At 67.0% G+C, this 8,028-nt stretch carries 7 protein-coding genes; 2 read left to right on the top strand and 5 right to left on the bottom strand.

The window, feature by feature from the left end; genetic code table 11:
- Positions 1-24: 24 nt before the first annotated feature.
- Entirely contained in the window at positions 25-1,308 is a 1,284-nt protein-coding gene (locus tag VFW04_05900) for a hypothetical protein (GenBank protein HEX5178841.1), read from the top strand.
- Between the two features lie 7 nt (positions 1,309-1,315).
- Here VFW04_05900 and VFW04_05905 read toward each other — a convergent pair whose 3' ends face one another.
- Positions 1,316-3,265: a serine/threonine-protein kinase gene (locus tag VFW04_05905; GenBank protein HEX5178842.1), complete on the bottom strand. Its 1,950-nt coding sequence runs from the start codon at positions 3,263-3,265 to the stop codon at positions 1,316-1,318.
- Positions 3,266-3,465: 200 nt separating this feature from the next.
- On the opposite strand from VFW04_05905, the gene VFW04_05910 reads away from it, so the two are divergent.
- Positions 3,466-4,266, top strand: a complete 801-nt coding sequence (locus VFW04_05910; GenBank protein HEX5178843.1) for a hypothetical protein — start codon at positions 3,466-3,468, stop codon at positions 4,264-4,266.
- 64 nt (positions 4,267-4,330) lie between these two features.
- On the opposite strand, the gene VFW04_05915 is transcribed toward VFW04_05910, so the two are convergent.
- The 4 genes from VFW04_05915 to VFW04_05930 form a co-directional block, all read right to left on the bottom strand.
- Positions 4,331-4,708 (bottom strand): hypothetical protein, encoded by a 378-nt coding sequence (locus VFW04_05915; GenBank protein ID HEX5178844.1) that lies wholly within the window; start codon positions 4,706-4,708, stop codon positions 4,331-4,333.
- A gap of 131 nt (positions 4,709-4,839) precedes the next feature.
- Entirely contained in the window at positions 4,840-5,184 is a 345-nt protein-coding gene (locus tag VFW04_05920; protein HEX5178845.1) for a YidB family protein, read from the bottom strand.
- A gap of 84 nt (positions 5,185-5,268) precedes the next feature.
- Complete coding sequence (locus VFW04_05925; protein ID HEX5178846.1) at positions 5,269-6,699, bottom strand: M20/M25/M40 family metallo-hydrolase; 1,431 nt, start codon at positions 6,697-6,699, stop codon at positions 5,269-5,271.
- Positions 6,700-6,799: 100 nt separating this feature from the next.
- Positions 6,800-7,816: a threonine/serine dehydratase gene (locus VFW04_05930; protein HEX5178847.1), complete on the bottom strand. Its 1,017-nt coding sequence runs from the start codon at positions 7,814-7,816 to the stop codon at positions 6,800-6,802.
- Positions 7,817-8,028 lie beyond the last annotated feature (212 nt).

Here is an 8,028-nt window from a genome sequence, read left to right on the forward strand (position 1 = left end):
ACCTCCCTCGGACAGGATCCCACCATGCGACGCTCGTTGGCGTACGCGGCTTCCCTCCTTTGCCTCGCCGGGCCGCTCCATGCGCAAGGACTGCGCTCCACGATCACCAAGCTGTTCACCTTCGGCAACTGCGGGCAGCCGTTGTGTCTGGCCGGCTCGGTGCTTGCGCAAAACGGACATGGCGACCACTTCATACCGGCCGATGTCGCCGGCAACGCGACGATTCTCTCGTTCCTCGCGGACGCGATCGGACTGAGCTCGGCCGACGTGCCGGTAAGCGCCGCGAGCAGCGGCGCCACGTTCACGTTCGTGAACGGCCTCCCGCAGAAGACCGCCGAGTCGTCGGGACCGGTGTTCGGCGAGCGCGGGCCTACGTTAGGCCGCGGCCGCCTTCTCGTCGGCGCGAACGTGACCAACGTCGATTTCAGCACGCTGCGCGGCATTCCGCTCAACGACATCGAGCTCAATTTCACGCATCAGGATGTCGGCGCGCCCGGCCTCGGGGACTCGCCCTTCGAGAACGACTTCATCGAAGTGCGCACCCAACTGCAGGTGAACATGTACGTGAGCTCGTTCTATGTCACGTACGGCGTCACCGACCGCCTCGACCTGGGCGTGTCGATCCCGCTTGCGCACGTATCGGTGAGCGGCTCGAGCGACGCGCAGATCGTACCGTTCGGCACACCGGCCGAGCATTTTTTCTCCGGGACGCCGACGGATCCCGTGTTGACGGCGCAGAGCGCCGCGGCCGGCGCCGCGACCGGGTTAGGCGACATCTCGCTGCGCGCGAAGCTCAATCTCAACTCCTCCCAGCGCGCGAGCTTCTCGCTCCTCGCCGACGCGCGGCTGCCCACCGGCGACGCGGACAACTTCCTCGGCGCCGGCGCGTTCGGATTCCGCGGGCTCGGCGTGTTCTCGGCACGGTTCGGCAACTTCACGCCGCATTTCAACGGCGGATTCTTCTATCGCGGCGGATCGCTCGAAAACAACGCGCTGCTGGCAACGGGCGGCTTCGATCACCTGATGACCGACTGGGCCACCATGTCGTTCGACATCATCTCCGAATGGCAACTCGGCGCGAGCAAATTGACCATCCCGCCGGTCGTTCACATCATCGCGCCGTTCCAGCGGACCGTGACGCCGACCAACATTCCGAACGAGCGCGATGACATCGTCAACGCGTCGTTCGGACTGAAACTGCGCATGGACTCGGGCGCGACCGGCGTCGCGAACATGATCCTTCCGATGAACCGCGGCGGACTGCGGCCGGATGTCATCTGGACGTTAGGCCTCGAATACAACTTTTGACGCGGCGCTACTTGATCGAGGCGATCTTCCACTGTTGGCCGTCGCGCACCAGCACCGCGTGGTAGGTCACGGTCGGATGGCGCTCGCCGTCGGCGCCGCGCTTGTAGTCGAAGTCGAAGGCGGCCGTCACGTCGACGTCGGCGCTGCCGGATGACGACACGTGCGGCGGCCCGGCAAGCGAGAGCGAGGCAGTGATGCTGTTGGTCGCATCGAAGATGTCTTGCCAGCGTCGGGCTTCGTCGGCGGTGAGCGCCGGGTAGGCGGCGCGCAGTTGCGCGATGTCCCGCGACGCGAGCGCTCGGGCGTACGTTGCGATCGCGGCCTGAATGGCCGGCGTCGGATCGACGGGCGCCGCCGCGCTGGTGTGCGCCGGCGACCCGGCCGGCGGCGGCGATGCAGGCGGGGTGGGAGGCGGGCCGGCGGCACCCGCGCTCGGCGCTGCCGGGTGTTCCGTTAGGCGCACGGCGGCCGCGCTGTCCGAGGCCGCGCGCCAGGTGGAACGCGCGTCGAGCATCGCGCGCATCGCGAGATCGAATCGGCGCCGCGCGATCGCGCTGTCCGCCGCCTGCATGAGCCGGTCTCCCCGCCTAACGCTGGACTCGGCCGCGCCGGAATCGATGGCGGTTTGCCGAGCGGCGAGGGCGGCACGCTGAATCTGCATTAGGTCCAGCTGCGATGTCGGCGTCAGGTCTGCCGAGCTGCGCGCCGGCGCCGGCTCGCGCCTGGGCAGGGCCGGCGGCGGACTGCTGTCGGCAGCGGCCGGGGCAACCGCCGCCGGCACTCGCGCGGGCGCCGAGTCCGGCGCCGACGGCACGCTCACCTGAGGATGGCGCGCGTCCGCCTGCTCGGTCTCGTTGCGGTGCCAGGTCATGCCGAGCACGACGAGCGTCGCCGCGCCGGCGAGTGCACCGGCCGAGAACCAGAGACGGCGGGCGCGCGACAGTGTGAACGGCGGCGCCGAGGGCGACGGTGCGCCGCCCGCGCCTACCGCCAACGCGTCGCGCAGATCCGCCGCCGTCTGAAAACGCGCGCCGGGCTCCCGCGCCAACGATTTCGCGACCAACGCATCGAGCCAGGCCGGCACCGACGGATTGGCGGCCCGCGGGTGCAGCGGCTCGCCGGTGAGGCGGCGCTGCAGCCGCGCTTCGATGGTCGCCCCGGAGAACGATGACTCGCCCGTGAGCATCTCGTACAACATGCAGCCGAGCGCATAGAGATCGCTGCGGCCGTCGACCGGATCGCCGCCTAACTGTTCGGGGCTCATGTACTGGAGCGTCCCGACCACCACGCCGGTGCGCGTCAGCGCTTCGCGACCGGCCGCGCCCTGCTGCGTCCCCTTGGCAATCCCGAAATCCACGATCTTCACGATGTCGCGGCCATCTTTCGCGCGCGCAATCATGATGTTGTCGGGCTTGAGATCGCGATGAATGATGCCGAGGTCGTGCGCGGCATCGAGGCCGTCCGCCACCTGTCGCGCAATGTTCGCGGCGCGCGCGGCCGGCAACGCGTGCTCCCGATCACAGATACGCGACAGCGCTTCTCCGGGGACGAACTCCATCGCGAGAAACACCAGACCGTCGGCCGACTCCCCGAAATCGTACACGGTGGCCACGTTCGGATGCTGAATGCGGCTGGCGTTCGTCGCCTCGCGATTGAAACGGCTGATCGCATCGGCGTCGGAGACGAGCTCAGGACTCATCACCTTGATCGCACATCGGCGTTCCATCTTCACGTGCTCGGCCAGATACACGCGTCCCATCGCGCCCTGTCCGAGCTGCTCGATCACGCGATAGCGGCCCGCGATGAGCTGTCCGACGAGGCCTCCGTGGTTCGGCGTGCCCAGAGCAGACCCATCTCGCGGACAGAATACGACGCCGGCGTCGTATCGAGCGCCGCACTGCGGGCAGAGCTTGGATCCGACGCCGGACCTGAGCTCCGCATCATCCGGAGTGGTCACGGCATCAGCCTGTGCGCGCGACAGAAAGGGACACGCATCGATGTCCTGGGATGTGGTCGGCACTCATACCGTAGCGCAGGAGCGACGGCGGGACAAGCGCCGGCCATGACGTCTTTGGCCGCTCTTTGGCGCAATGGAGGAAGCAGGGCGTACGAGGCGCTGCGCCCGTGCGCCTTCACCTCCACTCAGAGGATCTGATCATGCGCGGCAGGATCCTGCAGTACAACGGCACCGACGGCACCGGCACGATCGCCGCGGACAATCAGCAATACAAATTCGACATCGGCGTGTGGAAGAGCCCTTTGGCCCCGACGGTCGGCAAGACGGTCGACCTCGTGGTGGAAGATTCGCGGTTGAGCGCGGTGATGATCGTGCCCGACGATGTGTTGCTCCGCGAAAAGACCGCGGAGTTGGGCGGCAAGCTGAGCGGGTTGGTGAGCGGCCTCGGCAAGAGCGCCGGCGCGCCGGCCGGGTCCGGATCGTCGTCGAGTCCTAACGCAAGCGGCGGCGCCGCCATGCCGGGCGCTGCGCCCGGTTTCAACCTCGCGGCGAACCCGATCGTGCAGCGCTACGGCACGCTGACGCTCGGCGCCTATGCGGTGTATCTCATCGGCACGCTCGTGTTCAACGCGATCTCGATCACGATCTTCGGCACGAGCCAGGGCAAGCCATTGTATGATGTTGCCACCCTGCTGAGTCAGGTGGGCGGCGGCGGCGGCGTGAAATTCATGCTCATCGTCGCGTATCTGAGCATCTTTTTGCCGCTGGTGTGGAAGGATCGCCGCGCATGGCTCGCCCTGATGCTGCCGGTAATCGCTGTGTTAGGCGCGCTGTGGACGGGCACGCACGCCATCAATTCGGCAGCCGGTGGATTCGGCGGCGGCAACGGCGGCCCGAGCGCCTCCGACCTGTTCAGCGTCGGCTTCGGATTCTATCTGTCGCTGGCCGCAGGGCTGGTGCTGGCGTGGTGCGGATTCCAGCGATTCTCGCGCAACGCCTGACCGGCGCTGCTGCACTGGACAGATGATGCGCGCCGAGCCGTTCAGGCTCGGCGCGCATGTCGCATCAGAACCCGAGTTTGATATTGATGTCGGCGACCACGGTCTTGGGCGCCTCGTCGAACAGGAACCGCTCGCGATTGGGCCGGATGACAATCCGTTCCATTGGTCCAAGGCCATGGCCGTGGCCGTGACTACCGCGCCGGAAGTACACCACTCGCGCGCCCTTGATGACTTCGACGCGCACCACTCGGTAGCCGTGGTCGGCGAGCACTTCGCGCGTCACGTCGGTCGCGCGATCCATCGAGACCATCTTCTTTGCCTGACCAGGAGGAACCTTGTCCTGGTGACCGCGGCCCTGCGCCTGCGACGACGCGGCAACAGTGATCGAGAGTGCGAGCGCGACGAGCACGCTGTTGACGAGCGAGTTTGGTCGAGTGGACACGGGACCTCCTGACGAGAGCGAGACGTTGCACCAGCCCTGCTCTCTTGACGCCCGTTCGCGGCGGCGCGCAACGACGCCGGACGAACGGTGGAGGCATCATGCCGTGTTGGGCATGACGCGCCGCATTCAGCTCATGAGCTGGCGCCCGGCCCGGGCGCCTGACCGTTCGGCGTCAGCTTGTCGATCGCGCCCGGCAGCACCTGCGACAGCTTGGCCGACAGCTCCTCAGGTGTCACGCCGATCTTCGCCGCGAGCTGCGCCATCAGATCCGGCCCGACCGCGGCGTGGAGCTCCTGCGGCGTGACCGGCTGGTTCGGTCCGCTGCCCACCCACGACTGCACGGTGGGCCCGAGGCCCTGTGACTGCAGGTGATTGATCACGCCCTGCACACCGCCATGCCGTTCGATCAACCCGTTCACAACGGTTGCCATCTCGGCCCCGACGATGCCGCCGAGTAATCCATCAAACAGTCCCATCGTGCTACCCCGTTCAGTGGTGAAATCGATCTCGCAATCGCGTCACGTACGCGCGCGACGGTGATACGCGCCTCGTCGGCACGCTCACAGTGCCTTGAGCAGCCGATATGTGAATTCGAGTTGATTGTAGAACGCCTGGACCGCGATGCGCTCGTTCAAGCCGTGCGCTCGTGTGTCCTCGTCGTTGTTGGGATCGACGAACAATCCTGTTACTCCGTACACCGGCATGCCGGCATTGCGGAGGAACAAGCCGTCCGTTGCTCCCGTCTCCATGCTCGGGATGATCGGGAGGGACGTCCACGTGGACGCTGTGACGCGCTGCATCGTTTGCTCGAGCGACGCGGGAAGCGGCGACGGTGGACTCGCGGTTGCCGTGTCCGCCGGCGTCACCTGCACGCCGGTGTCCGCGACGATGCGACGGATGGTCGCTTCGACCTCGGTCGGATCGGTGCCCGGCATCATACGGCAATTGACTGTCGCGGTCGCCGACTGCGGCAACGCATTGACGGCATGTCCACCCTGGATGAGCGTGGCGACGCAGGTGGTGCGGAGCTGCGCATTGTAGTAGGCGGACCGTGCGGCGAGGCGCGCCGCGGCGGCGCTGTCCGGCGTGGGCGAGCCGCTCACCGCGCGCATGTCGGCGCCGACGTCCGGCGCAACGAGCGCCGCGGTGCGCGAAAAGTAGGCGCGCGTGACGTCGTTCGTCTGGAACGGAAACTGGTACGCCGACACTCTGCCTAACGCAGCCGCGAGCTCGTAGATCGCGTTGTCGGGCCGGGGGAGCGAGCTGTGGCCGCCCGGGTTGTGCGTCGTGAGGTGGACCGAGTGGAACACCTTTTCCGCCGCCTGGACGTCCAAGGCGATCGGTGTCGTGCCGTGCAGCTCGCCGCCGCCGGCGTCCGCGTTCAGCACGTACTGCGCCTTGATGTCGTCCCGATGATGCGCGAGGAGCCACTGAATGCCGTTGTACCCGCCCCCGCCTTCCTCGCCCGCCGTGAGCGCCAGAATGAAGTCACCGGCTGGAACGACTCCTTCTTTCTTCATGCGCAGCAATGCGGCAACCCAACTGGCGTCGCCATCCTTCATGTCGAGCGTGCCGCGCCCGTAGAAATGGCCGTCGCGCTCGGTGAGCGTGAACGGATCGAGCACCCAGTCCGAGCGCTTCGCTTCGACCACGTCCATGTGGCCGATCAGCAGGATTGGCGCGCGTTGACCGCGTCCGCGATACCGCACGACGAGATTCTTGTCCTTCGCGTCTTTGCCCGTGTCGGGCCCGATCACCTGCACATCAGCCGCGGGAAAGCCGGCGGCGCGAAATTGCGCGGCCAGCGTTTTCGCGAGTTTCGTCGTGCTCCCGATCGAATATTCGGTATTGGTCTCCACCATCTCTTTCAGCAGGTCCCTGCCGAGCGATTGGTATGGCGTGAGCGCAGACTGTTGGGCGAAGGGCGCGGCGGGCAGGAGCGCAACGAGCGCGATCGCGGCGAACGAACCGAACCGGAGTGGATGGGTCATGGGCAGCCATACTACGTGCTCGGGGCGATCGTCGCCAGCCTGCGGACGGTGTTCACCATCTCCTGGCCCGGCTGACCGACGACCCGGGCGGTTAGGCGGCTCACGCGAACGGGATCGCCTGTCGCGCGAAGGTCGCGATGTCGATGTTCGCACCGCACACCATGATGCCGACGCGCCGGCCGGCGAGCCGCTCCCGCAGCGGCCCGCACAGCGCGGCGGTCGCGGCGGCGCCCGCCGGCTCGACTGCGAGCTTCATGTCGGCGAACAAGAGGCCCATCGCGCGCTGCATGTCTTCGTCGCTGACCAGCACGATCTCGTCCACGAAGCGCCGCGCGATCCCGAACGTATAGGGCAGCGCATACGGCGGGGCGAGACTGTCCGCGATGGTGCTCACCTGCTCGAGCGTTTGCGGCGATCCGGCGGCGAAGCTGCGGTGCATGCTGTCGGCGCCTTGCGGCTCGACGCCGAACACCTTGCACGCCGGCTGCATCCGCCTAACGGCGCACGCAATGCCGGCGATGAGGCCGCCGCCGCCGATGGGCACGACCACGGCGTCGAGATGCTCCACCTGCCGGCACCACTCGAAACCGACGGTGGAGGTGCCGAGCACGGTCAGCTCGCTCTCGAACGGGTGAATGAAAGTGCGGCCTTCCTCGCGTTCGATCCGCTTGACCGTGTCGAACGCCTGGTGGACGCCATCCACCAGTACGACCTCGGCGCCGTACGCGCGGCACCGCGCCACGCGCATCGGATTCGACGTCTGCGGCATCACGACCTTGGCCGTCGTGCCGACGATCCGCGCCGCGAACGCGACGGCGATCGCGTGGTTGCCGGCGCTGACGGCGGTGACGCCGGCGCGCCTGGCTTCGTTAGGCAATGCCATGGCGTTCAGCAGCGCGCCGCGCGCCTTGAAAGTGCCGGTGTACTGGAGCAATTCGAGCTTGAGAAAGACGCTCGTCGGCGCGCCGACCACGCTTTCGAGCGCGTCGCTCTGCCAACGCCACACCGGCGTTTCTCTGACGCGGTCGCCGAGATTCTCGCGCGCGCCGCGAATGTCGTCCAGGGTTGGAATGCCGTGGTTCACGAGACGGGTCGACCGATCGGGTTCGAGACGCACGGCCTGGTCTAAGAGCGGGCGCTACGTCGTCACGAAATTCGCCGAAGAAGCTGAAAGAAGATAACAAAAAGGGCTCTTCGGGGAATCGTGTGGGTGATTTGCTGGGATTTAGGATGGTGGGAGCGGTGGAAGTGTGCAGGTGAGAATCTTGAGGTGGAGGTAGTCCTCGTCGCGAATCCCGTAGCAGCGGCGTTGGATGACGCGGATCTTGT

The organism is Gemmatimonadaceae bacterium, from assembly GCA_036273715.1.
Lineage (GTDB): Bacteria > Gemmatimonadota > Gemmatimonadetes > Gemmatimonadales > Gemmatimonadaceae > JADGGM01.